The sequence below is a fragment of the Bradyrhizobium betae genome, from assembly GCF_004123905.1.
GTDB lineage: Bacteria > Pseudomonadota > Alphaproteobacteria > Rhizobiales > Xanthobacteraceae > Bradyrhizobium > Bradyrhizobium betae_A.
This window is the reverse complement of the sequence record NZ_MZXW01000050.1, coordinates 349,759-373,576: the sequence shown is the minus strand read 5'-3', so window position 1 is coordinate 373,576 and position 23,818 is coordinate 349,759. Positions and strand designations below refer to the sequence as shown.

At 64.4% G+C, this 23,818-nt stretch carries 19 protein-coding genes; 12 read left to right on the top strand and 7 right to left on the bottom strand.

All coding sequences use genetic code 11. From position 1 onward, the window contains the following. Nucleotides 1-8: 8 nt before the first annotated feature. Genes B5V03_RS34240 through B5V03_RS34230 form a run of 3 tightly spaced genes read right to left on the bottom strand, consistent with a single transcriptional unit; the run spans nt 9 to nt 3,954 of the window. Nucleotides 9-1,400 carry an NCS2 family permease gene (locus B5V03_RS34240; RefSeq protein WP_129274772.1) on the bottom strand — a complete coding sequence of 464 codons (1,392 nt, stop codon included), beginning with the start codon at nt 1,398-1,400 and terminating at the stop codon, nt 9-11. Nucleotides 1,401-1,412: 12 nt separating this feature from the next. Next, a complete protein-coding gene (locus tag B5V03_RS34235; RefSeq protein ID WP_164988470.1) occupies nt 1,413-3,278 on the bottom strand; it encodes an adenine deaminase in 1,866 nt (621 codons plus the stop codon). Nucleotides 3,279-3,291: 13 nt separating this feature from the next. Beyond that, complete coding sequence (locus B5V03_RS34230; RefSeq protein WP_129274770.1) at nt 3,292-3,954, bottom strand: TetR family transcriptional regulator; 663 nt, start codon at nt 3,952-3,954, stop codon at nt 3,292-3,294. Nucleotides 3,955-4,189: 235 nt separating this feature from the next. On the opposite strand from B5V03_RS34230, the gene B5V03_RS34225 reads away from it, so the two are divergent. Next, nucleotides 4,190-5,203 (top strand): formamidase, encoded by a 1,014-nt coding sequence (locus tag B5V03_RS34225; RefSeq protein WP_129274769.1) that lies wholly within the window; start codon nt 4,190-4,192, stop codon nt 5,201-5,203. Nucleotides 5,204-5,289: 86 nt separating this feature from the next. Next, complete coding sequence (locus B5V03_RS34220; RefSeq protein ID WP_129274768.1) at nt 5,290-6,609, top strand: dicarboxylate/amino acid:cation symporter; 1,320 nt, start codon at nt 5,290-5,292, stop codon at nt 6,607-6,609. 8 nt (nt 6,610-6,617) lie between these two features. Here the strand turns inward: B5V03_RS34220 and B5V03_RS34215 are convergent, their stop codons facing one another. Beyond that, nucleotides 6,618-7,991 carry a hypothetical protein gene (locus B5V03_RS34215; protein ID WP_129274767.1) on the bottom strand — a complete coding sequence of 458 codons (1,374 nt, stop codon included), beginning with the start codon at nt 7,989-7,991 and terminating at the stop codon, nt 6,618-6,620. Nucleotides 7,992-8,084: 93 nt separating this feature from the next. Further along, on the bottom strand, nt 8,085-9,347 hold the full coding sequence (locus B5V03_RS34210) for an allantoate amidohydrolase (RefSeq protein ID WP_129274766.1): 1,263 nt from the start codon (nt 9,345-9,347) through the stop codon (nt 8,085-8,087). Between the two features lie 406 nt (nt 9,348-9,753). On the opposite strand from B5V03_RS34210, the gene B5V03_RS34205 reads away from it, so the two are divergent. The 6 genes from B5V03_RS34205 to B5V03_RS34180 are packed head-to-tail and all read left to right on the top strand — an operon-like array spanning nt 9,754 to nt 15,641. Beyond that, a complete protein-coding gene (locus B5V03_RS34205; protein WP_129274765.1) occupies nt 9,754-10,866 on the top strand; it encodes a BMP family ABC transporter substrate-binding protein in 1,113 nt (370 codons plus the stop codon). Further along, nucleotides 10,863-11,975, top strand: a complete 1,113-nt coding sequence (locus B5V03_RS34200) for an ABC transporter permease (RefSeq protein WP_129274764.1) — start codon at nt 10,863-10,865, stop codon at nt 11,973-11,975. Before B5V03_RS34205 ends, B5V03_RS34200 begins: the two co-directional genes overlap by 4 nt. Nucleotide 11,976: 1 nt before the next feature. Beyond that, a complete protein-coding gene (locus B5V03_RS34195; protein ID WP_129274763.1) occupies nt 11,977-12,903 on the top strand; it encodes an ABC transporter permease in 927 nt (308 codons plus the stop codon). A 26-nt stretch (nt 12,904-12,929) separates the two neighbouring features. After that, the gene (gene biuH / locus B5V03_RS34190) at nt 12,930-13,613 is read left to right on the top strand and encodes a biuret amidohydrolase (RefSeq protein WP_129274762.1); all 684 of its coding nucleotides are present in this window, start codon (nt 12,930-12,932) and stop codon (nt 13,611-13,613) included. Next, nucleotides 13,610-15,142 (top strand): ABC transporter ATP-binding protein, encoded by a 1,533-nt coding sequence (locus B5V03_RS34185; protein ID WP_129274761.1) that lies wholly within the window; start codon nt 13,610-13,612, stop codon nt 15,140-15,142. Before biuH ends, B5V03_RS34185 begins: the two co-directional genes overlap by 4 nt. A gap of 13 nt (nt 15,143-15,155) precedes the next feature. Beyond that, nucleotides 15,156-15,641: a nucleoside deaminase gene (locus tag B5V03_RS34180; protein ID WP_129274760.1), complete on the top strand. Its 486-nt coding sequence runs from the start codon at nt 15,156-15,158 to the stop codon at nt 15,639-15,641. A gap of 232 nt (nt 15,642-15,873) precedes the next feature. Here B5V03_RS34180 and B5V03_RS34175 read toward each other — a convergent pair whose 3' ends face one another. Next, entirely contained in the window at nt 15,874-16,980 is a 1,107-nt protein-coding gene (locus B5V03_RS34175) for a hypothetical protein (RefSeq protein ID WP_129274759.1), read from the bottom strand. 582 nt (nt 16,981-17,562) lie between these two features. On the opposite strand from B5V03_RS34175, the gene B5V03_RS34170 reads away from it, so the two are divergent. From B5V03_RS34170 to B5V03_RS34155, 4 genes are all read left to right on the top strand, one after another. Next, complete coding sequence (locus B5V03_RS34170; protein ID WP_129274758.1) at nt 17,563-19,134, top strand: ABC transporter ATP-binding protein; 1,572 nt, start codon at nt 17,563-17,565, stop codon at nt 19,132-19,134. After that, complete coding sequence (locus B5V03_RS34165) at nt 19,118-20,209, top strand: ABC transporter permease (protein WP_129274757.1); 1,092 nt, start codon at nt 19,118-19,120, stop codon at nt 20,207-20,209. The genes B5V03_RS34170 and B5V03_RS34165 overlap by 17 nt, the downstream gene beginning before the upstream one ends. After that, nucleotides 20,196-21,113, top strand: coding sequence for an ABC transporter permease (locus tag B5V03_RS34160; RefSeq protein WP_129274756.1), 918 nt, complete (start codon nt 20,196-20,198; stop codon nt 21,111-21,113). Before B5V03_RS34165 ends, B5V03_RS34160 begins: the two co-directional genes overlap by 14 nt. Nucleotides 21,114-21,190: 77 nt before the next feature. After that, a complete protein-coding gene (locus B5V03_RS34155) occupies nt 21,191-22,267 on the top strand; it encodes a BMP family ABC transporter substrate-binding protein (RefSeq protein WP_164988468.1) in 1,077 nt (358 codons plus the stop codon). 109 nt (nt 22,268-22,376) lie between these two features. Here the strand turns inward: B5V03_RS34155 and B5V03_RS34150 are convergent, their stop codons facing one another. After that, on the bottom strand, nt 22,377-23,726 hold the full coding sequence (locus B5V03_RS34150; protein ID WP_164988467.1) for an 8-oxoguanine deaminase: 1,350 nt from the start codon (nt 23,724-23,726) through the stop codon (nt 22,377-22,379). Nucleotides 23,727-23,818 lie beyond the last annotated feature (92 nt).

Genomic DNA, 23,818 nt, shown 5'->3' with positions numbered 1-23,818 from the left:
CGCACGCGTCAAAAGATCTGCGCGATCACGATCGCGTAAGCGATGAACACGACGCCTAAGCCCCACACCATCGCGGGAATCTGCGTCCGCCGGCCGACCGCCATCTCCAGGGCAATATAGCTCAGTGTTCCCAGGGCCATTCCGTTGATGAGGTTATTGGTCAGCACGGTGACCAATAATGTCAGCACGATCGGAACCGCATTGCCGAGATCGGTCATGTCGATGCGGGCGAGGCCCTGCATCATCAGCACGCCGACGAGCACCAGCGCGGGCACGGTCGCTTGCGGCGGGATGATGACGAAGATCGGCCAGAAGAACAAAGCGAGGCAGAAGAATCCAGCAACCGTCAGCGAGGTCAGGCCGGTCCGGCCTCCAGCCTGCACACCTGTGATCGACTCGATATAGGCCGTCACCACCGACGTGCCGAGCAGCGGGCCGACGATGGATGCCGTCGCATCAGTCGCAAATGCAGCGGTGGCATTCGGGATCGAGCCGTCGGGCTTGCGCAAATTGGCGGCGCCCGTCACGCCGATCAGCGTGCCCAGCGTCGAAAAGAATTCAGCACACAGGAAATAGAACAGCAGCGGCAACGCCACGACGAAATGGCTGAAGAGATAGCCGATGTCGAGCGCCATGAAGGTGCTGGTCGGCCAGCGCGGCCACGCCATGATCGCTGATGGCACCGACGTCACCATCTTGCCGTTGACGCCGGGAACGAAGAAGCCGATCACGGTGAGCAACGCGATCGACAGGATCAGCGCCGCCGGCACCCGGCGCGCGACCAGCACCGGCGTGAGCAGGAGGCCGAACAGCGTCAGCAGCACCGGCGGGCTACGCAGGGATCCCATGGCGATATAGGTCGACGGGTTCTGGACCACGAATCCGGCGCCTCGTAACGCGATGAAGACGATGAGGGTCCCAACTGCGGCCTGGATGCCGATCTTCAGCGCTTCCGGCACATCCTTCGCGACTTTCTCGCGCAGCTTCGACAGGCTGAGGATCAGGAACAGCACGCCGGTGAAGGCGACCATCGCGAGCGCGCCCTGCCAGGGCATGCCCATCTGCTTGACGATGACATAGGTGAAGATGACGTTCGATCCCATCGCCGGCGCAACGGCGAGCGGCAGATTGGCCCACAGCCCCATCATCACCGAGCCGACGATCGCGGCGAGTGCCGTGGCACTGACGAGATCGGCACGGTCCATTCCGGCGTTGGACATGATGGCCGGGTTCACGGCGATAATATAGGCCATCGCCGCGAACGTGGTCGCTCCGGCCATCACCTCGCGGCCAACGCTCGTGCCACGCTCGGTGAGGCCAAAGGTGCGATCAAGCAGTCCCGAGGCAGCGGGCGGCGCCGCCTCTGCGGAAGCCTCTTGCGGCTTCGTCATCTCGTCCATCCCAGTCCTCCCCTACCAGACCACCGGGTGCGCTTCGCCCGTCTGCACGTTGATGAAACCGAGCGGCGCCTGCTCGCACGGCGCCACCAGCACCCAGCTCCAGGGCGCACAGGTCAGCGTTGCAAACATCAGCCGCTCCGGGAATCCCGGATACCAGCGCGGCCGGAACGTCGGCTCATACATCCAGTCGACCTTGCGTCCTTCTGCATAAAGCGCCTGCATCTCTGCATCGAGCGCGTGCGCCGAGCGACAGCTCATTAGCCCGCCGACCTCGAAGCGCACGGTGGCGGCTAGTTCGCCCTCGCGCACCAGCGCCCACCCGCCCTGAAGCGCGATCAGCGCGTTCACCGCCTTTGCCATCGCCGTATCGGACGAACCGACCACCCAGATATTGTGCTTGTCGTGCGCCACCGAGCAGGCAACTGCCGTCTCCGGCGTGCGCGGTCCACAGCCGCGCCAAAACATCTTTGCGACGCGCCCGTCGCCAGAGAAGCGGTCGACGATGGCAAATTTGGTGATGGCTTCACTCTCGTCGCGCTGCACGGCACCGTCACGCACCGGCAGCTCGAGCGTGTAGAATTCGGGATGCCAATGGAAGGGACGGATCACCGCCGCTTTCATCGTGGCGCGACCGGGCTCGGCCCGCAGCTCGAAATCTTGAGGTTTGATCGCGCGCCTGATGTTGACCGTCTTCGTTGCCCAATCCGGCCACTGGATCTCGGGCACCTGGCCGAGGTAACGCTTGCCCTCGGACACCTGTCCGCCATCGGCCCACACTTCGGCGATCGTGAGCTTGGCAACATCGGACAGCAGCACGACGTCGCCGAAGCGCCCCGGAGCCAGGCTGCCGACGAACGGCGTGAGGCGCATGTGCCGCGCCGGATTGATGGTGAGACACTGGATCGCGATTTCCGGCGCAAGGCCGGCCTCGATCGCGACCCGTGCATTGTGATCGCTGGCGCCGAGCTCGAGCGTGTGGCTGGCACTGCGGTCATCCGTAGTGAACGCGATCTGCGACCAGTCCTGCAAACCCCTCGCGAGCAGCCATTTGACGATCTCGTCCATGGCATAGACGCGCAGCTCGACGAACAGGCCACGCGTGAGCTTGTCCCAGGTTTCCTCCGGCGTCTGCACTTCATGGTCGGACGCAAGCCCGGCTGCTGCAAAGGCGTTGATGGAGGGCAGATCTCGCAAGCCGGAGGCATGGCCTTCGACGACGCCGCGCGCCGCGAACGTCGCCTCGATCATGCCCCAGAGCCGCTTGTAGGAAGGATTGTCGGGATTCCACACCGCCGGCCAGTCCATGACTTCGTCGAGCCCGGTGACCATCAGGCTTTCGCCCATGAAGCGGGCCTGCTCATCGTGGCCATACCAGCCGCCGCCCCATTCGTAGGCCGTCGGTGGCACCGCCGAACCGGGTTGCGGAAAGATCTTGAGCGGCGAACCACGGCGGCGTGCCTCGAACCAGAATTCGAGATTGCGTGCACCGTTGACGTTGGAGAATTCGTGGCTCGCCTCGCAGGTCCAGGTATTGCCATGCGGCAGCACCAGCGCGGCCTCCCATTCCGGCGTCAGATGCGAGCTTTCGATATGCTTGTGCACCTCGCCGAAGCCCGGCACGGCGGCAAGATCCGGCCGATGCACGCGCTCGCGCACCTCGCCGGGATAGCTGCCGGCCGGCCCGATCCAGGCGATGCGCCGCCCCCTTAAGACGATCTCCTGATCCTCGCTCCAGGTGCGGCTGTGCACATCGAGCAACCTGCCGACACGCAAGGAGCGATCGGCCGGACGGCGCCCGAGCGCCGTCAGCACCAGATCCTGACGGATGCGAACTTCGTCGGGCGCGTTGATCAAGAGGTCGTCGGGGATCGCATTCATGGCCTGCCTCACTCTACGCCGGTGCTCTCGCAGCCGTGGTTCGCTTCCGCGGCGGTTTGCCAGCCTTGCCGTTGCGCGCCGCGGCGGCATCGCGCTGACGGACATCCTTCAAAAGGGTGGTGAGCGCCCACTCGATCGCGTCGGCGATCTCGGCGCCGGACATGCCAAAGTCCTCGCGCATCGCATTCCAGGCCAGCACGTTGTTGAGATAGGACGCGAGCGCCTCCGCCTGGCGTACGTCCTTCGCGGGAAGATGCCGCACCAGTGGCGCCATCGCCTTGTGATGCTGCCCGATCAGGTGCCGCCGGAAGTCCGCGCGCATCCGTCTGCCTGCCCGCGTCACTGCAATGGCGCGCGCCAGATGCGGATGACGATCAAATCGCTTGCACAGCTTGCGGAAAATCTCGGGCAGCTCGTCGGGCGAGGTGAAGGGAATATAGCTGAAGACGTTGTCCTCGATCCATTCACCGGCCGCGGCAGACAGCTCCGCACGGGTCCTGAAGTGCCGATAGATGGTTCGCTCGGCCACCCTCGCACGCTTGGCGACAGCGGCCATGGAGATGTCGTCGGCCGCCTCGTCCTCCAGCGTCTCGACAAAGGCCGCAACGATGCGCTGCCGTGTCATCTCGGCATATTCGTCACGAAGGCTGGCGATATGTCGCTTTGCTGTACTCATGTCATAAGTCTGACATTAGGCGGATTGGAGGGTCAAGCCGAGACTTGAGGCACGGCGCGCCGCAACAATGTGCGTCGGCCTCCTCCGGGGAGCGCTACGATCCTCACGCGCGCGACTTTCGCCTGCCGCCTGAAAAATGGACTTTTGCGCGCCGTCAAAATCGGATTTGCTCTTCCGGAAACTGCGCGCAATGGCGCCGCGCGGACGGCAAGGAAGCCGAACAAGGGAGCTGATCATGAACGGGCTTGGCGGGCTGAACAAATCTCCCAACGGCGTTGTCATCGGGCTCGTGCAGCTGCAACTGCCGAATGTCGTGACGCGGGCCGATCTGGCCCGGCAGACCGAGCGTATCGTCTGGATGGTCGGCAAGGCCCGCCGCAATCTCTCCACCATGGATCTGGTGGTGTTCCCCGAATACTCGCTGCACGGCCTCTCGATGGATACCAATCCCGAGATCATGTGCCGGCTCGACGGGCCCGAGGTCGCGGCCTTCAAGAAGGCCTGTGTCGACAACAGGATCTGGGGCTGCTTCTCCATCATGGAGTTCAACCCGCACGGCAATCCCTACAATTCCGGCCTGATCATCGACGACCACGGCGAGATCAAGCTCTACTACCGCAAACTCCATCCCTGGATTCCGGTCGAACCGTGGGAGCCGGGCGATGTCGGCATTCCCGTGATCGAGGGGCCGAACAGTGCGAAGATCGCGCTGATCATCTGCCATGACGGCATGTTCCCGGAGATGGCGCGGGAATGCGCCTACAAGGGCGCGGAGATCATGATCCGCACCGCCGGCTACACCGCGCCGATCCGCGACGCCTGGCGCTTCACCAACCAGGCCAATTCGTTCCAGAACCTGATGGTCACCGCGAATGTCTGCATGTGCGGCTCGGACGGCTCGTTCGATTCCATGGGCGAAGGCATGATCGTCAATTTCGACGGCACCGTGCTGGCGCACGGCACCACTGGCCGCGCCGACGAGATCATCACGGCCGAGGTCCGGCCGGACCTCGTGCGCGAAGCCCGCATCAATTGGGGCGTCGAGAACAACATCTACCAGCTCTGGCACCGCGGCTATGTCGCGGTGAAGGGCGGCGCGATGGACTGCCCCTACACGTTCATGCAGGACATGGTTGCGGGAACCTATCGCCTGCCGTGGGAAGACCAGGTCAAGGTAACCGACGGCAGCTCCTGCGGCTTCCCGGCGCCGACGCGGATGTTCGGCCGGACGGCGAAGGCGGCGGAATAGGCCGTTTCCAGAGGAAAACGCGACAATCTGGCACAGGAGTTGCTCCTTTTTGACGTCCAAGACGCGTCAAATCGGGGGAGTTCACCATGTCGACCATTGCCGCGGCCCCGGCCGCCGAGCCCAAGCCGCTTTACACCTCGCTGTTCGTCCAGGTCCTGGCCGCGCTCGTGCTCGGCATCATCCTCGGCATGGCCGTCCCGGACTTCGCCGTCAGCCTCAAGATCCTCAGCGACGCCTTCCTGAAGCTGATCTCGATGATCGTGGCCCCGATCGTGTTCTGTGTCGTCGTCCACGGCATTGCCGGCGCCGGTGACCTCAAGAAGGTCGGCCGGGTCGGCGTCAAGGCGCTGCTCTATTTCGAGGTGATGACCACCGTCGCCCTCGTCGTCGGCCTGCTGCTCGCCTACCTGTTCGGCCCAGGCCACGGCATGAACATCGATCCCGCGACGTTGGACGCCAAGGCGCTCAACACCTATGCCGACAACGCACACAAGCTGTCAGGCGGCGGCATCGGCGCGTTCCTGATGAACGTGATCCCGACCACCTCCTTCGACGCACTGTCGCGCAACGACGTGCTCCAGGTGCTGTTCTTTGCCGTGCTGTTCGGCGTCGGTCTTGCACTCGTCGGCGGAGAGAAGGGCCAGCTCGTCACCTCCATCATCGACGCCGCCTCCACTGTGCTGTTCCGTGTCATGGGGCTTATTGTTCGGATTGCTCCACTTGGCGTGCTTGGCGCGGTCGCCTACACCGTCGGCAAATACGGCGTCGGTTCGCTGAAGCAGCTCGTGTCACTGGTGATGCTGTTCTACGTCTCGGTCGGCATCTTTGTGCTGGGCGTGCTCGGCAGCGTCATGGCGCTCGCCGGCATCAACATCCTCAAATTCCTCGCCTACCTGCGCGAGGAGCTCACTATCGTGCTCGCGACCGCCTCGTCCGACGCGGTGCTGCCGCAGATCATGAAGAAGCTCGAGCGGATGGGCGTGAAGGATTCCGTGGTCGGCCTCGTGATTCCGACCGGATATTCCTTCAACCTCGACGCCTTCTCGATCTACCTCACGCTTGCCGTCGTCTTCATCGCGCAGGCGACCAACACGCCGCTGTCCTTTGGCGATCTGCTTCTGGTGCTCGGCGTCTCCCTGATCACGTCGAAAGGCGCGCACGGCGTGCCTGGCTCGGCGATCGTGATCCTGGCGGCGACGCTGAACGCGGTGCCGAGCATTCCCGCGATCGGCCTCGTGCTGGTGCTGTCGGTCGATTGGTTCATCGGCATGGCCCGCGCGGTCGGCAACCTCACCGGCAACTGCGTCGCCACCGTGGTCGTGGCTGCCTGGGAAGGCGACCTCGATCGCGCCAAGGCGGCCAAGGTTCTCGAAGGCGGCGAACTGGTGGACGTGACGGCGGGATAGCGCGCCGATCAGTCATTCCACTGGAGGAGCGGCGTTCCGTACGCCCTCCTCCAGACCGACAGGAAACGCGGAAACCAGGAATGCGCCACCGCGCCCTTATAAGCCCAGGTGCGATATTTCAGACCGTGTTCCGAGATCAGCTCCTGGTATCCGCCGTGGACCTCGGTCGCGGTCCGGATGTCCTTCAATATCCCCTGCGCGCAAGCCCGGTAGGTATCGCTCCCCGAGGCTTCATCGTAGTCCAGCATGCGATCCGCGAACTCGACGTTGAATGTCGGCCAGGAGGAACGCCCCTGATAGGCGGGCGCCGCGATCTTGTGGATCATCTTGTTCCGCGGATTATCCGCGGACACGAGGAAGTGGAACGTGCTGGGGATGCGGAAGCGCGGCTCGGCAATGACCAGATCCGTCGTGGCCGCAAACAGCGCGCGCTCGCTGGCATCGTTCATGTCCCAGAAACCGCGATGCACGCTGACGAAATCCAGCGCGACCGATGACACCGGCGAGCCCGCCGGGCCATCCAGCGAATGCGCGATATAGCCGTCCTTGCCAAACAGACGGAGCAGGTCCTGCTTGTATTGTGCAAGGTCGCGCCCGAGCAGCCGCTTCAGCTCGTTCTCGTCGACGATTCCGAGCTGCACACCCCATACGAACGTTGTGTACACGCAGGCGTTGGTGACGAAACGCCTGCGCTCGGCACGAGTATCGGTCGCCGCGGAACGCGGCGCGCGGGCGTCGCAAAGCAAGTACCTGTTACCGCCGTCTTCGAACGGCTCCAGCTCGCTCGCGAGCCGGAGGATCGCGCGCTTCAGGTCTACACCATATTCGGCCAGCAACAGGCGGCCGGCATGCGCACATTGCGACATCGCCAGATGGGATGACACCCTCTCCTCGGCGGAGAGCATCTGCTGGAGACCGGCGAGAATACCGAGCAGCGTATCCGAGGGCCGCGAGAAATAGTTCACGCCGAGATACCGGCGGCGCCCCGCCGGGACGATGGTTGTCGTGACGACGTCGGCGCGAACCGCCTCCAGCAAGAGACGGACGCTTTTCTCGAGCAGATGCACCCGGCGCACCGCATCCTGCCCATCCATGATGGTCTCGGGATCGAGCACGTCAGGATAGAACCAGGCGAAATCGCGCGGATAGTAGGCGGAGGCGTGCGGCGCCCCCGTGACGAGGAAGGCCTCGGTCACCGAAAAGGCGCTGTCCATCGAGTGCCGGTAAAGGTCCTCGATCGCCGACAGCGAATGAGGCGACTTCCTCGTGAACCGGTCACCGAGAAAATTGACCGCCTGAAGGGCGTTGGCGACAAACGTCGCAGCCGCGCCCTGGTAAAAGCGGTTCTCGCGATGCGATGAAAAAGAGATGTCGCTGTTCATATGCGTCAATCGGTTGATGTCACGTGGTGGCGGTCACCGTTTTACACGTGTCTGATTCGTGTCTCTACCCGGTGACTTGCGGGCTCCAGCCGGTCAGCGGTCCTCCCGCGGCCTGAAATTCTCGACCACCCGCAGCAGCACCCGTGCGCCGGCATCGGCGTCCGCAAGCTCGACATGCTCGTCCGGATGATGACTGATGCCGCCGCGGCAGCGAACGAAGATCATGCCGACATCGGCGATGTCGATCATGGCCATGCCGTCGTGTCCTGCCCCGCTCGGCAGCTCGAAGGCGGCAAAGCCTTCGGCGGCGATCGCCTGCGCGATCTGCTCCTTTAGCCAGGGCGCGCATGGCGCGGTGCGGTTCTCATGGGTGACGTCGAGCTGAAGGGACAGCTGCCGGCGCTTTGCAATCGCTTCGATCTGGCGGACGATATCAGCCACCGCACGCTTGCGGTGCATGTCGGTCGGCGCGCGCATGTCGATGGTGAACGACACCTCGCCGGGAATGACATTGGTCGCGCCGGGCCGCGCCTGGATATAGCCGACGGTACCGACCAGCCCGCTTTCGTCGGTGCGGCAAAACTGCTCGATCGCGCCGATGCATTCGGCGGCGCCTGTCAGCGCATCGCGACGTAGCGCCATCGGCACGGTGCCGGCGTGACCGGCCATGCCGGTCAGCCGCGCGGCAAGCCGCGTTGCGCCGGCAATCGCAGTGACGACGCCGACGGGCAGGCTCGCGGCTTCCAGCACCGGTCCTTGCTCGATGTGCAATTCGAGATAGGCGAGCAGCTCGCGGCGGGCCCGCGCGGCCGCACCGATGTGATCGGGGTCGAGGCCAAACGTCACGAGCGCATCGCGCATCGACACGCCGTCACGATCGCGCGTGTTCAGGACGCTCTCGTCGAAGGTGCCGGCCACCGCTCGGCTGCCGAGCAGTGTGGACGCGAAACGCACCCCCTCCTCGTCGGCAAAGCCGATGACTTCGACGGCAAAGGGAAGGCGCTTGCCCCGGCGATTGAGATCGGCGACGCAGGAGATCGCCGTGATCACGCCGAGCGGCCCGTCCCATTTGCCGGCGTCGCGCACGGTGTCGTAGTGCGAGCCCAGCATCAGGCAGGCTGCACCCGGCCGTTCGCCTTCGTAGCGACCGCAGACATTGCCGACCGCGTCGAGATGCGCGCTCATGCCGGCCTCGCGCATCCAGCCCAGGATGAGCTCCGCAGCGGTCCGCAGCTCCTTGCTGAGATAGATGCGGGTGAGCTTTTCGGGGTCTTCCGAGATCGCACCGAGCTCGTTGATGCGCCGAACGATCTCCTTGCCGAGTGATGCATCGTGAACGGCGTTACCAGCACCCATCTCGGCGAGCTTTCCATCTTCTAGGAACCACAGCGGCTGCAGCCCTGGCGACAATCGATACAAGTTCGGTGCCAGCAAAATCATGCCGCCGGCGCCGTCCCAACCAGCGCGTGGTTAGCATGAATGCGCCTTGGCGGCAGACCGTCCGGCGCCCGTCGTACACATGCCAGAGCCGGTTAAGACTGCTTAACTCGTCTGCATACAATCATAAAATACTGCCCATGAATTAATCTGCCAATTTCCTCGCCAGGAATCATTCGTGAAAAATACTCCATACACTTCAAATACTTAAATCCATATGCATGCTTCATGGCCTCTGGCACGATGCTTGCGACATCTTATCCTGGCTCCGCCAGACCGGCGCAGCCGCGAGATCAAGGCGGTGCATCCGCCAAGGGAGCAACCAATGGATTTTGGCAGGATTTCACGACGGCATTTGTTGCAAGGCGGCGCGGCTCTCACGCTGGGCGCTGCAGCGGGCGTCCGCCCGGCCTTCGCGGCCGACACCACCATCGGCTTCATCTATGTCGGCTCGCGCGACGACTACGGCTACAACCAGGCGCATGCGCAGGGCGCCGCGGCACTGAAGAAGATCCCCGGCCTCAAGGTCGTCGAGGAAGAGAAGGTGCCGGAGACCGATGCGGTCGAGAAGACGATCGAATCCATGATCAATCTCGACGGCGCCTCCCTGCTCTTCCCGACCTCGTTCGGTTACTACAACCCGCATATGATCAAGATGGCCAACAAATTCCCGAAGCTCCGCTTCGAGCACTGCGGCGGCCTCTGGAGCGACAAGGATCCGAAGAACGCCGGCAGCTATTTCGGCTATATCGACGAAGCGCAGTACATCTCGGGCATCGTCGCCGGCTACACCTCCAAGAGCGGCAAGGTCGGCTTCGTCGCGGCAAAGCCGATCCCGCAGGTACTGCGCAACATCAACGCCTTCGCGCTCGGCGCCAAGCTCGCCAACCCGAAGGCTACCACGCAGGTGATCTTCACCGGCGACTGGTCGATGCCGGTCAAGGAAGCCGAAGCCACCAACAGCCTGATCGACCAGGGCGTCGACGTGCTCACCTGCCATGTCGACGGTCCGAAGACCATGGTCGAGAACGCGGCGCGCCGCGGCGCCTTTGTCTGCGGCTATCACGTCAACCAGTCGCCGCTGGCGCCGAAGGCGTATCTCACCGGCGCCGAGTGGAACTGGGAAGCGCTCTATCCGAAGTTCGTCAAGATGATCGCCGCCGGCGAGAGCATCCCGAACTTCTATCGCGGCGGCCTCAAGGAAGAGATCGTCAAGACCTCGCCCTATGGCGAGGCCGTCTCCGCCGAAGCGCGCAAGCATGCCGACGACATCAAGGCAAAGTTCCTGTCGGCGGAAGGCTACGCCATCTTCAAGGGCGGGCTGGTCGACAACAAGGGCAAGACGGTCATCCCGGCCGGCACCGATCGCGGCCAGAAGGATCCTGAACTCGAGAAGATGGACTATCTCGTCGAAGGCGTGATCGGAGCGACTTCGTGACCACGGAAGCCGCGGATTCCACTGAAGCGGCCGGGACAATTGCCCCGGCCGCTGATCCCGGCTTTCTGCAACGCCACGGCGGCACGATCGAATATGTCCTGATCCCGGGCGCGGCGCTCGCCGGCGCGCTCGTGGTGTTCGGCATCTTCGTCGCGATGTTCGGCAAGAACCCGCTCGACCTCTATTTCTACATGTACTACGGCGCGTTCGGCACCTGGTTCTCCTGGCAGAACACGCTGACGCGCGCGGCGCCATTGATCCTCACCGCGCTCTGCACAGCGCTGCCCGCGCAACTCGGCATGGTCATCATCGGCGGCGAAGGCGCGCTGTTGATCGGCGCGCTGTCGGCGACGAGCGCCGCACTGATGCTTCAGGGTATGCCGCCGCTCATCGTGCAGATCGCCATGGTCATCGCCGGTGTGGTCGGCGGCGGCTTGTGGATCATGCTGTCGGGCGCGCTGCGGCAATATCGCGGCGTCAACGAAACCATCTCGAGCCTGCTGCTCGTCTACATTGGCCTCGCAATCCTCAATCATCTCGTCGAAGGCGCGATGCGCGATCCTGCGAGCCTCAACAAGCCGTCCACGCGCGAGATCGGTGCGGCCAACATGATCGGCTCCATTCCCGGCACCGACGTGCATTGGGGTCTCGTCTTCGGTCTGATCGCCGCGATCGCCGCCTATATCCTGATCTACCACACCGTGTTCGGCTTCGCCGCGCGCGTTGCCGGCGGCAACATCCGCGCCGCAAAGATTGTCGGCCTCGGCGTCAGCAAACTCATTCTCACCATCTGCTTCCTCGCCGGCGGTGCCGCAGGTCTCGCCGGCATGGTCGAGGTCGCAGCCGTCCAGGGGCGCACAAATGCTAATCTCGCCGCGGGCTACGGCTTCACCGGCATCCTCGTCGCCTTCCTCGCACGGCAAAATCCGCTCGCCATCATTCCCGTCGCGATCCTGCTCGGCGGCATCAGCGCCAGCGGCGGCCTGCTGCAACGCCGCCTCGGCCTGCCCGATGCGTCCGTGCTGGTGTTGCAAGGCATCATCTTCGTCTTCGTGCTGGCCAGCGATGCACTCTACGGCCGCATCGGGTTTCTGAAGGGAAAATCCTGAGATGGCAGACGGATCGATCGGACTCTGGACCGTTCCCCTCGCCGTGTTCGGCGGCGCCATTCGCGTCTCCACACCGTTCTTGTTCGTGAGCCTCGGGGAATGCATCACCGAGCGCTCGGGCCGGATTAATCTCGGCCTCGAAGGCACGCTGGTGATGGGCGCCATGAGCGCCTACGGCATCTCTTACCTTTCCGGCTCTCCCTGGCTCGGCGTGCTCGCCGCCGGCATCACCGGTGCGCTGCTGGGCGCGCTGCACGCCGGCATCTGCTCGCTGCCCCGCGTCAACGATGTCGCGGTCGGCATCGCCTTGATGCTGTTCGGCACGGGACTCGCCTTCTATCTCGGCAAGCCGCTGATCGAGCCGACCGCGCCGCGGCTGCCCGCAATCGATTTCGGCTGGTGGAGCGACATCCCGCAGGTCCGCGCCGCGCTGCGGGTCAATGTCCTGTTCCTGATCGGCGTCGCGCTCGCGCCGATCCTCTATTGGGCCTTCCGCACCACGCGCTGGGGCCTTTTGATCCGCACCGCCGGCGAGAGTTCGGATGCCGCCCGCGCCATGGGCCACTCCGTACTGCTGATCCGCCTGCGCGCGACCATGGTCGGCGGCTTCCTCGCCGGAATCGGGGGCTCGTTCCTGTCGCTGTTCTATCCCGGCAGCTGGAACGAGGGCCTGTCGTCCGGCCAGGGCATCACCGCCGTCGCGCTCGTGATCTTCGCGCGCTGGGATCCCCTGCTCTGCCTGTGGGCCTCGCTCGCCTTCGGGGGCGCCGCGGCGCTGGGCCCCGCGCTGCAATCGGTCGGTGTCACCTCCGGCTATCACCTCTTCAACGCCGCGCCTTACATCCTGACGCTGGCGATTATGATCATCACCTGCTCGCCGAAGCGGACGCTGACCGGCGCGCCCGCCGAATTGTCGATCACACGGTAACACGCTGGCACGCAACGAGGTCGTCCATGCCCGAGCGCTATATCAAGTCCGAGCCCTATGCCTGGCCCTATAACGGCGATCTCCGCCCCGAGAACACCGCGCTTGTTATCATCGACATGCAGACCGATTTCTGCGGCGTCGGCGGCTATGTCGACAAGATGGGCTACGACCTCTCGCTGACGCGGGCCCCGATCGAGCCGATCAAGAAGCTGCTCACGGCAATGCGCGCCCAAGGCTTCCACATCATCCATACCCGCGAAGGCCATCGCCCCGATCTCTCCGATCTGCCCGCCAACAAGCGCTGGCGCTCGCGCCAGATCGGCGCCGGCATCGGCGATGCCGGCCCGTGCGGCCGTATCCTAGTGCGCGGCGAGCCCGGCTGGGACATCATCGAGGAGCTTGCACCGCTGCCGGGTGAGCCCATCATCGACAAACCCGGCAAAGGCTCGTTCTGCGCCACCGATCTGGAGCTGATCCTGCGGGTGCGCGGCATCGAGAACATCGTGCTGACGGGCATCACAACCGACGTCTGCGTCCACACCACCATGCGCGAGGCCAACGACCGCGGCTTCGAATGCGTGCTGCTGCACGATTGCTGCGGCGCGACCGACAAGAGCAACCACGAGCATGCGCTCAAGATGATCAAGATGCAGGGCGGCGTGTTCGGAGCCGTCTCGACCTCCGATGCCTTCATCGGAGCGATTTCGTGATCATCGGCGAGCCGGTTCCCCCTTCAGGCGCCTTCGGCGTCGACGCCATCGCCATGACCATGCGGTTCGGCGACTTCCTGGCGCTCGACAATGTCGAGCTGAAGGTGCGCCCGGGCTCGTTCCACGCCCTGCTCGGCGAGAACGGCGCCGGAAAGTCCACCCTCGTCAAATGCATCATGGGCTATTACCACGCGACCGAAGGCGACATCATCGTCGGGGACCGCGAGCAGGCCATCGCCAACCCGAAGGACGCCCACGCGCTCGGCCTCGGCATGGTCTACCAGCATTTTACACTGGTGCCGGCGATGACGGTCGCGGAGAACCTGGTGCTGGCGCGCGACGATGTGCCGGCCGTGGTGAACTGGCCGAAGGAGATGAAGGAGCTCGAGGCCTTCCTGGCGCGCATGCCGTTCAAGGTCCCGCTCGGCGCAAGGGTCTCCGACATCTCCGCTGGCGAACGCCAGAAATGCGAGATCCTCAAGCAGCTCTACCTGAAGCGCCGCTTCCTGATCCTGGACGAGCCGACCTCGGTGCTGACGCCGGCAGAGGCCGACGAAGTGCTCGGCATGCTCCGCGACATGGTCGTGAAGGGCGAGCTGACCATCTTGATGATCACGCACAAATTCCGCGAGGTGATGGCCTTCGCCGATGAGGTCACCATCCTGCGCCGCGGGAAGCTCGCCGGAGCCGGCAAGGTCGCGGAGCTCACGCCGGATGCGATGGCGCGCACCATGATCGGCGCCGAGGAGCTGACGGTTCAGCCGCCGCGCACCGGCGAAGCCGGCCAAGCACGGCTGGAGCTGGCGAAAGTCCGTGCGCTCGACGATACCGGCGCCGTCGCCGTGCACGATGTGTCGCTCACGGTCCGTGCCGGCGAGATCGTCGGCATCGCCGGCGTCTCCGGCAACGGTCAGCGCCAGCTCGTCGAGGTGCTGGCGGGCCAGCGCGAGGCCGAGAGCGGCGAGGTCCGGGTCGCAGGCGATCCCTATCGCGCCAGCCGCGAGGAGATGCGCTGCCACAGGATGTCGCTCCTCCCCGAGGAGCCGCTGAAGAACGCCTGTGTCGGCGGCATGAGCGTTGCCGACAACATCGCCTTCCGCGAGTTCGACCGCGCGCCGTTCGCCAGCGGCGGCTGGTGGCTCAATCGCGGCGCCTTCCGCGACGACGCGAAGAAGAAGATCGGCCAGTACAAGATCAAGACCCGCACGCCCGATACGCCGATCTCGGCGCTGTCAGGCGGCAACGTCCAGCGCGCCGTGCTCGCCCGCGAGCTTGCGGGCGACGTGGAGGTGCTGATCGCAGCCAATCCCTGCTTCGGCCTCGACTTCGCCGCGGTGGCGCAGATCCACGCCGAGATCATGGCCGCGCGCAACCGCGGCGCCGCGGTGCTGCTCGTCAGCGAGGACCTCGACGAATTGCTCGAACTCTCCGACCGGCTGGTGGTGATGTTCCACGGCGAATTCGTGTATGAAGCACGGACCAGCGAAGCCGACCTCACCGTGGTCGGCCGGCACATGGCGGGGCACTGACCTGGGAGTGGCAATGAGCGGTACAGCCGAACGCGACGAGCACTTTTTGCGCTTGTCCTTCGCGGTCGCCGGCCGTTCCCTCACCCATGGCAACCACCCCTTCGGCTGCATCGTCGTCGATGCCGACGGCCAAGTGCTGATCGAGACCGAGAACGGCTACATGCCGGATCACGACGGCACCGCGCATGCCGAGCGCCTCGCGGCCACTCAGGCCTGCCGCACGCTTGCCCGCGAGGTACTGGCGAAGGCCACGCTCTATTCCTCCGCAGAACCATGCGCGATGTGCGCCGGCGCGATTTACTGGGCCGGCATCGGCCGCGTCGTCTACGGCCTCAGCGAGCACCGCTTGCGCGGCGTCACCGGCAACCATCCCGAGAACCCGACGCTCGATCTGCCCTGCCGCGAGGTCTTCGCGAGCGGCCAGCGGCCGACGGAGGTCGTCGGCCCGCTGCTGGAAGACGAAGCCGAAGCGCTGCACGACGGTGTTTGGACGAAGTAGTCGCCGCGAGCTCGATGCGCCCCCTCGCCCCGCTCTTGCGGGGAGAGGGTTGGGGTGAGGGGCTGCTTCCGCAAACACCGTGAGAGTTGGACTCCCGGTGAGTCCTCCTCACCCGGATCGCATCTGACGATGCGATCCGACCTCTCCCCGCTAGCGGGGCGAGGTGAACACAAGAAAATGGCGCCGCGCATTCCCTGCGCGGCGCCATCCGATCTTTAAGATTTTCAGCCGATCAGAACTTCACCGTCACGCCACCGTAAACCGTGGACTCGGTGCAGCTCTTGGTGCTCTGGCCGGTCGCCGCGACGGTGCAGACGCCGGGCATCGCGTTGTGGTCGAGGCCGAACTTGTTCTGCCAGTAGCGATAGGCAACCCAGAGGTCGACGAAGTGCGAGTACTTGTCACCCCAGACCGCCTTCGAGGCGTCGAAAGTCAGGCGGATCGGTTCGCTGTTCAGCTCGGTCTTGGACGTCGTGGAGAAGCGGCCGATGCCGGAGAGCGCGGGCAGGCCGTTCGAGTCGCCCTTCGGGCCATACCAGCCGGCGCGGCCGCTGATCGACCAGAACTGCATGTTCGGCGGCAGGAAGCCGAGGTCCATGTAGTAGTTGATTTCAACGGCCCAGGTCGGCTTGTAGCTGACATTGCCGTCCGAATTACAGGTCACGCCCGCAACGCCGGCACCGAACAGGCCGCACTGGGTGAAGGCGTTGTGGTTGAGGAACTCGTAATACATCAACGGCGCGACGTTGATGTAGCCCTTGTAGGGAAGGTCGAAGGCGAACTGGAGACCGGCGACGACGTCGCGCTTGGCGGGCGCCAGGAAGTTGTTCTCGGTGTTGGCGTCCATGCCGACTTCGAACGAGATGTTGTGCAGCGGCCCCATCGTGAAGGCCTTGGTGTTGAAGATCTCGTTCCAGCCGAACGTCGAGCGGAACAGGCCGTAGATCTCGGTCGCGCCGGCGCAGTCGGCGGCACCGCCGGTGATGGTCACGCCCGGCGCGGTGCAGGGATTGGCAGGGTCGTTCTTGCCCGACTTGAACATCGAGATGGTGAAGAAGTTGGTGCCGTACTGCCAGAGGTCGAAATGGGTGAAGGAGTAGACCTGCTTGGCGGTGGTGCCGTTGATGCTGCCGTCGGGACGAACGCTCCACATACCGGGGTCGGTGCCCTTGGGCATCCAGGAGAATGACACGCGGTTGTCGATCACCAGGAAGAACGGGAGGTCCGCCGCCTTCTTGGGGGCCTTGACCGTCAGATCCGCTGCCTGAGCCAGGCCAGAGGTGGCGAGCGTGGCAAGTGACAGCGCGGCGGCTGCAACTGCCTTGAAACGAAACGACATCCTGAATACCCCCAAGTTTGGACACGTAAAAATGAACGTCCCTTGGGTGCGACACTTGCGCCGATATCCCGGGGTGAGAAGCCTCAACTTTTTTCAAGGCATGCCGCATGTTTTGGCAGGCGATAGCGCCTCACTGCGGAATCTTGAGGGGTTTTCTGTTTCGCGATCGCCTGCGCACGGCAACACGATGTCTATCCTTGCCGGACATTCCCGTTTGATTTTGCTTGTCTTTCACGTCGGTCTGGGAGTGCGAACATCATCGTCCGCGACGTCCGTCGCGTCGGGACGGAATTGCATACGCGCGCTGGCGCGATCTTGCTCAACTTCACGTCAAGCCTGCACAGCGGGTTCCGATTTGGTTTAAACCGTCACAAATTTACAACAGGCTTCGCTCGGGGGAGAAGACGCAAAGCCGCTTTCGAATACCGGCTGGGGACAATCATCGGCCGGCGCGGGCCGCGACTCGCGACACCGGCCACCTGCCGAAGCGTTGAGCAAGGGATGACGCTTTTTCACACCTTACGCGGCGGTTCAAACTAGCCCAGTATTGAGGCACTTCACCCCATGCAAGCGCATCAGCGAATGTTAGATCCGACGCCTAACGGCCTGCATTCCGGCGAGTCCCCGTTGCTTCAGACGCTCGGGCTCACCAAGCGCTATGGCGATTTCCTCGCCAACGATTCCATCGACATCGATATCTGGCCGAACGAAATCCACGCCCTGCTCGGCGAGAACGGCGCCGGCAAGTCGACGCTGGTGAAGGCAATCTACGGGCTGATCCAGCCCAGCGCCGGCGAAATTCGCTGGCAGGGCCAGCCGATCGTGCTGTCGGGCCCGTCCGAAGCACGCAGCCGCGGCATCGGTATGGTGTTCCAGCATTTCTCGCTGTTCGACAATCTCACCGTCGCCGAGAACGTCGCGCTCGGCCTCGACGGCAAGGAATCCTTCAAGGACATGTCGGCGCGGCTGGAGCAGGTGTCGAAGACCTATGGACTGCCGCTCGATCCCAAACGCGAGGTCTGGCAACTCTCGGTCGGCGAGCGCCAGCGCATCGAGATCGTGCGCGCGCTGATGCAGGACCCGAAATTCCTGATCCTGGACGAGCCCACCGCGGTCCTGACGCCGCAGGAAGCCGACCAGCTCTTCATCGTGCTGGAACGCCTCAAAGCCGAAGGCCGCGCCATCCTCTACATCAGCCACAAGCTCGAGGAGGTGAAGCGCCTGTGCGACACCGCCACGATCCTGCGCGGCGGCAAGAAGGTGGACACTTGCAATCCCAGGCTCGAGACCGCGGCCTCGCTTGCGCGCATGATGGTTGGCGGCGAGATCAAGGAGGTGAAGGCAGCGGCCGGCCGGAAGACCACGGTGCCGCGCCTCGTCGTCAACGATCTCTCGCTCGCGCCGGGCGAGGCGCATGGCGTGCGGCTCGAGCACATCTCGTTCGAACTCAAGGGCGGTGAAATCCTCGGCATTGCCGGCGTTGCCGGCAACGGCCAGGACGAGCTGTTCGCCGCGCTCTCCGGTGAGCGCCTCTCGAAGGACCCCGGCACGGTGGTGATCGAGGGCATTGCCGCCGGCCACCTCTCGATCACGCAGCGGCGCAAGCTCGGCGCCGCTTTCGTGCCCGAGGAGCGGCTCGGCCACGGCACCGCGCCGCGCATGAAGCTGTCGGAGAACGCGTTGCTCACCGGGCACGCCGCCAGCGGCATGGTCCATCACGGCTTCATCGACACCGCGGCCACGCTGAAAACGGTCGATCGCGCGACCGAAACGTTTGACGTGCGCAAGGCCAAGCGCGATCCGGAAGCAGCATCCCTTTCGGGCGGCAATCTGCAAAAATTCATCGTCGGACGCGAGATCCTGCGCAACCCTGCGGTGCTGGTGGTCAGCCAGCCGACCTGGGGCGTCGATGCCGGCGCCGCCGCCGTCATCCGCCAGGCGCTGCTCGATCTCGCAACCGCGGGCGCCGCCGTGCTCGTCACCAGCCAGGATCTCGACGAGCTCGCCGAAATCGCCGACCGCATTGCGGTGATGTTCCACGGCCACCTTTCAGCGCCGCTCGCCACCGCTGATGCGAGCCGCGAAAAGCTCGGCCTTCTCATGGGCGGCAGCAGCCTCGACACGAAGGAGGCCGCGCATGCAGTTGGTGCTTGAGAAGCGCGCCGAACGCTCCAACACTATCGCGCTGGTCTCGCCGCTGATCGCGATCGGGCTGACGATCGTCACCATGACCATCCTGTTCGCGATCCTCGGCAAAAATCCCCTGCTCGCGCTGCATGCCTATTTCATCGCACCCTTGACCGACGGCTATTCGCTGCAGGAGATCGCGGTGAAGGCGACGCCGCTGGTGATGATCGCAATCGGTCTGTCGCTCTGCTATCTCGCCAACGCCTGGAACATCGGCGCGGAGGGGCAGTTCCTGATCGGCGCGGTCGCCGGAAGCTGGATCGCGGTGAAGACGCAAGGCACCGACGCCGGTGTGTGGGTGCTGCCTGCGATGTTCGTGCTCGCGGCAGCCGCGGGCGCGCTCTATGCGCTGATCCCGGCGATCTGCAAGGTCAAGTTCGGCGCCAGCGAAATCCTGACCAGCCTGATGTTGGTCTATGTCGCCGATCTCTTCCTCGACTATCTCGTGCGCGGCCCTTGGCGTGATCCGCACGGTTTCAATTTTCCGACCACTGCCGAATTCGATCCGGTCGCGACGGTGCCGCTATTGATCGAAGGCGGCCGGCTGCATCTCGGCTCAATCATCGCGCTGCTCGTCGTCGCAGGAGCCGCAATCCTGCTCGGACGAACCATCAAGGGTTTTGAGATCCGCGTGGTCGGCGCGGCGCCCCGCGCCGCGCGGTTCGGCGGCTTCAACGCCAACCAGTTGATCATCCTGACCTTCGCGGTATCGGGCGCGCTTGCGGGTCTTGCCGGTATCATCGAGGTCGCGGGTCCGGTCGGCCATCTGCAGCCCGGCATCTCGCCGGGCTACGGTTTTACCGCGATCATCGTCGCCTTCCTCGGCCGTCTGAACCCGCTAGGAATATTAATTGCAGGCCTTTTTCTCGCATTGACCTTTATCGGCGGCGAGCAGGCGCAGATCGCGATGAAGATCCCGTTGGATGTCACCAAGGTATTTCAGGGCATTCTGTTGTTCTACGTGCTCGCCTGCGACTCCCTCATTCTCTACCGCTTCAAGCTAGTGTTCCCGAACCGACAGGTGGCCAGTGGAACTCATTGAAGCCATCGTCCTCGCGGTCCTCGCGGCATCGACGCCGCTGCTGCTCGCAGCGACCGGCGAGCTCGTGACCGAGCGCTCCGGCGTGCTCAATCTCGGCGTCGAGGGCATGATGATCGTCGGCGCGGCCTGCGGCTTTGGCGGGGCATGGCTGACCGGCTCGATCTTCATCGGCGCGCTGTTCGGCATCGTCGCGGGCACGCTGATGTCGCTGGTCTTCGCGCTGATGGCGCTCGGACTCGCGGTCAACCAGGTCGCGACGGGTCTCGCGCTGACCATCCTCGGCGTCGGTCTCTCCGGCCTGATCGGCGCCGGCTTCGTCGGCGAACGCATTACGCCGGCAATGCATCTCTACATTCCCGGCCTCACGGACATCCCGCTGATCGGTCGCGTGCTGTTCGGCGAAGATGCCTTCGTCTATTTCTCGCTGGCGCTGATCGTCGGCGTCTGGTTGTTCCTGTACCGCACGCGGGCGGGGCTGATCCTGCGCGCCTGCGGCGACAACCACGTCTCCGCGCATGCGCTCGGCTACCCAGTGCTGCGCATCCGCACCTTCGCGGTGATGTTCGGCGGCGCCTGCGCCGGGCTTGCCGGCGCTTATTTGCCACTCGCCTACACGCCGTTCTTCATTCCCGGCATGACCGCAGGCCGCGGCTGGATCGCGCTGGCGCTCGTCGTGTTCTCGTCCTGGCGGCCGGGCCGGCTCGTGATCGGCGCTTATCTGTTCGGCGCGGTGACGATCCTGCAACTGCATGCACAAGGCTGGGGCGTCGGCATTCCCTCGCAATTCATGTCGGCGCTGCCTTATCTCGCGACCGTCATCGTGCTGGTCCTGCTCTCCCGTGCACGCACCGGCGGTTCGACCGCGCCGGCCGCGCTCGGCACCGTGTTCGTGCCTGACCGCTGAGTTTCATTTCCGCGAGGTGCGCGATGGGGCGCGCATTTTGCGGATCGTGGCTTTCCCCTGATGTTTGGAGATTGATGATGAGGAAATCAGTTCTTGCGCTCGCTGCCGGCCTTCTGCTTGCCGGAAGCGTCAGTGCAGCCTCCGCCGCCGACAAGCTGAAAGTCGGTTTCATTTACCTCGGTCCGATCGGAGACCTCGGCTGGACCTACCAGCACGACGTCGGCCGCCAGGCTCTCGTCAAGGAGCTGGGCGACAAGATCGAGACCACCTATCTCGAGAACGTGCCCGAAGGTCCCGACGCCGAGCGCGCCATCGAGCAGCTCGTTCGCGCCGGCAACAAGCTGATCTTCACCACGTCGTTCGGCTACATGGATCCGACGCTGAAGGTCGCCAAGAAATATCCGAACGTGCATTTTGAGCACTCGACCGGCTACAAGCGCGACAAGAACATGTCGACCTATTCGGCCAAATGGTATCAGGGCCGCTACATCCAGGGCCTGATCGCGGCCAAGATGTCGAAGTCCGGCGTACTCGGCTATATCGGCTCGTTCCCGATTCCGGAGGTCGTCTCCGGCATCAACGCGACGATCCTGGCGGCGCAGACCATCAACCCGAACATCAAGGTCAAGATCATCTGGGCCAACACCTGGTTCGACCCTGGCAAGGAGGCCGACGCCGCCAAGGCGCTGATCGACCAGGGCGCCGACGTCATCATGCAGCACACGGATTCGCCCGCCGCGATGCAGATTGCCAGCGAACGCGGCAAGCTCGCCTTCGGCCAGGATTCCGAGATGATCAAGTTCGGTCCCAAGACCCAGCTGACCTCGATCCTCGACACCTGGGGCCCCTACTACATCGAGCGCGTCAAGGCGGAGCTTGCCGGTACCTGGAAGTCCGAGGACACTTGGGGCGGCCTCGACAGCCACATGTTCGCGATGGCGCCCTACACCAACATGCCTGACGACGTGAAGAAGATCGCCGAGGATGCTCAGGCCGCGATCACCTCGGGCAAGCTGCATCCGTTCAAGTGCCCGGTCATTGGGCAGGACGGCAAGGAGATCGAGTGCAAGGGCGGCGCCAATCTCGACGCCGGCCAGATCCTCGGCATGAATTTCTACGTCAAGGGCATCGACGACAAGCTGCCCGGCAAGTAGCACGCTTCTTGCATTGACTAAATCACCTGCTCCTCCCGGAGGAGGTTCGGAGGGGGTGGCCAGAAGCACCCGGCACTTGTGGTCGCCCCCTCTTTCTACTCTGGCTGGACTATCCCGCCTGCATAGCCCGCGCCGCGGAACTGTGGCGGTGGATGAGCTCAGCAACATCCAGTCCCGGGATCGCACCGTCGATCACGGCCCATTTTCCCGCGACCATCACCCGATCGGCCCGATGCGCCCCGCACAGCACCAATGCGGCCAAGGGATCGCCATGGCCGGAGAAGCGCAGCTCGTCGAGCTTGAACAGCGCGAGGTCAGCCGCTTTGCCGACGGCGATCTCGCCGAGTTCCGGCCGGCCGACACAGGCCGCCGAGCCCTTGGTGGCCCAGCGCAGCGCATCCTTGTGGCTGACCTTGGTCACCCCGTAGCGCGCCCGTTGCAGCAGGAATGCCGCCCGGACCTCCTGCATCAGGTTCGATCCGTCGTTCGAGGCCGAGCCGTCCACGCCGATGCCGATCCCGACACCGGCCTCCTCCATCTCGCAGACTGGGCAGCAACCCGACGCCAGAAGCTGGTTGCTGCACGCGCAATGGCTGATGGTCGTCTTGGCCTTGCCCAGCCGCTTCATCTCGTCGGCATTGAAGAAGATGCCGTGGGCGAGCCAGGTCCGCGCATTGAGCCAGCCGCATTGCTCGAGATAGTCGAGCGGACGGCAGCCATACATCTGCTGGCAGAATTTGTTCTCGTCCTCGGTCTCGGCGAGATGGGTGTGCAGGCGCACGTCGAGCCTGTCGGCGAGATCGGCGGTGGCGCGCATCAACGACGTCGTCACCGAGAACGGCGAGCATGGTGCGAGCGCAATCTGCACCATCGCATCCGCACCACGCTGGTGATGCTTGGCCACCACGCGCGCGCTGTCGGCGAGGATCGTGTCCTCGTCCTGCACGACGCTGTCAGGCGGCAGGCCGCCGTCACGTTGCGACAGGTTCATCGAGCCGCGTGTCAGCAGCACGCGCATGCCAAGCCGCTTTGCGACGTCGACTTCGATATCGACGGACTCCTCGAGCCCCGCCGGGAAGACGTAGTGATGATCCGTCGTCGTGGTGCAGCCCGAGAGGAGCAGCTCGGACATCGCCACGGTGACGCCGAGCTGCAGCCGCTCCGGCGTCAGCTTCGCCCATACCGGGTAGAGCGCCTGGAGCCAGGGAAACAGCTCGCGGTCCATCGCCGCCGGCAGCGCGCGGGTCAAGGTCTGGTAGAAGTGATGATGGGTGTTGATCAGGCCCGGCAGCACGACATGCTCGCCCGCATCGAACACCGCGACATCGGCCGTCGCAGGCGTGCCGCCGGCCGGCACCAGCTCAACGATCTGGCCGTCCTTCACCACGATCCCGCGCTCGGCGCCGTCGGCGAGGATGGCCAGGGGATCCCTGATCCAGATCGGCTTTGCGTCGCTCATGATCCCAGTTCTCCTCATATCCGCCGAAGGCGGGCCTGCAAGGCGGAGGCCAGCCCGAGAGCATTATCACCGCGAGTTGTTGTTGCCACTTG